General features: G+C 74.7%; 2 protein-coding genes. One reads left to right on the top strand and one right to left on the bottom strand.

Annotation, left to right across the window (positions count from 1 at the left end):
* Window positions 1-133 precede the first annotated feature (133 nt).
* A complete protein-coding gene (locus VR44_RS12370) occupies window positions 134-991 on the bottom strand; it encodes a DMT family transporter (RefSeq protein ID WP_045947505.1) in 858 nt (285 codons plus the stop codon).
* 104 nt (window positions 992-1,095) lie between these two features.
* On the opposite strand from VR44_RS12370, the gene VR44_RS12375 reads away from it, so the two are divergent.
* Window positions 1,096-1,516, top strand: a 421-nt coding sequence (locus VR44_RS12375; protein ID WP_045947506.1) for a MurR/RpiR family transcriptional regulator, incomplete at its 3' end; no start/stop codon positions are given.

Consider the following 1,516-nt stretch of genomic DNA (forward strand, 5'->3'; position numbering starts at 1 on the left):
GGAGGAGGTCACGGCCCTGGAACCCGAGTGGACCGCCTTCCAGGAGGCGGGCAGCCGGATCACGGTCCGGGTCCGCTTCGACAACGGCTTCGTCCTCGACGGGGCCCACGAGGAGGTCCTCGCCCCGGCCTGATCAGGAGCCCCCGGCGAGCTGGAGCACCGCGATGCCGGCCAGGACGGTGACGCTGGCGGTGATGCGCCGGTGGCCGAGGCGTTCCCGGAACACGACCGCGCCGATCAGGGCGCCGAAGACGATGCTGGTCTCCCGCAGGGCGGCGATGGTGGAGAGGTCGCCGCGGGACTGCGCCCAGACGACGAGCCCGTACGCCAGCAGGGAGAGCAGCCCGCCGGCCAGGCCGCGGCCGCACAGCGGACGCAGCGTGGTGAGCAGGGCCGGACCCCGGCGGGCCCACGCGATGACCGGCAGGACCAGCCCCTGGCAGAGGAACAGCCAGGCGACGTAGCCGAAGACGCTGCCGGAGACGCGGACGCCGCTGCCGTCGACGAGGGTGTAGGAGGCGATCATCACACCGGTGCCGAGGGCTGCCGCCAGGGCGGGCAGCTGAGCGCGGCCCGGCATCCCGTCGGCGAGGGCCAGGGCGGCCAGGCCGCAGGAGATCACGGCGATGCCCATGGCGCGGCCGACGGGCAGGGAGTGTCCGAGGAGGGTGGTGGAGACCAGGGCCACCACCAGCGGTGAGGTGCCCCGGGCGGTGGGGTACATCTGGCCGAAGTCGCCGAGCTGGTAGGCGCGCAGGAGCAGCAGCTGGTACGCGGCCTGCAGCGCGGCCGAGGCGGCTATGTACGGCCAGGCCGCCGGGGCGGGAAGCGGGGCCAGGCACGCGAGGACGGCCCCGCAGCCTGCCGAGGCGAGGCTGATGAGCGTGAACCCGGCCAGTTTGTCGCGCAGGCCGTGGGCGAGGCCGTTCCAGACGGCGTGCAGCACCGCCGAGGCGAGGACGGCGGCGGGCACGGCGGCGGCGCCCGTCATGGACGGCAGGGGTAGGGGCACGGTCGCTCTCCACCGCTCGTTGGGGAACAGGCTGGGACGGGTCTGGACGGTCCTGGAACAGATTTCCTTGATAGGTTAGCCATATGGAAATCCATTCCACAGTGGGGGGCGGGCTCGCCGCCCACATCCGGGCCCACCTGTCCGACCTGCGCGACACCGAGGCGCGGGTTGCCCGGGTCGTGCTGGACAAGGGCGCGGAGCTGGTGCACCTCAGCGTCAGCGACGTCGCGGCCCTGGCCGGCACCGCGCCGTCCTCCGTCGTGCGCGCCTGCCAGCGGCTGGGGTTCCGCGGCTATCAGGAGCTCAAGATCGCCGCGGCCCGCCAGGCGCCCGCCCCGGAGCCCTCCCGGGACCGGGACCCGGCCGCCCGGGCCCTGGCCGACACGGTCCGCGCGGCCAGGGAGGCCCTGGACGGCGTTGCGGTGACGGTGACCCCGGAGCGGCTGCGCACGGCGGCCGGACTGTTCGACGCGGCCGGCCGGGTCCTGGTGGTCGGTGCCGGCC

Origin of the sequence: Streptomyces katrae (assembly GCF_000966975.1) — a bacterium.
GTDB classification, from domain to species: Bacteria; Actinomycetota; Actinomycetes; order Streptomycetales; family Streptomycetaceae; genus Streptomyces; species Streptomyces katrae.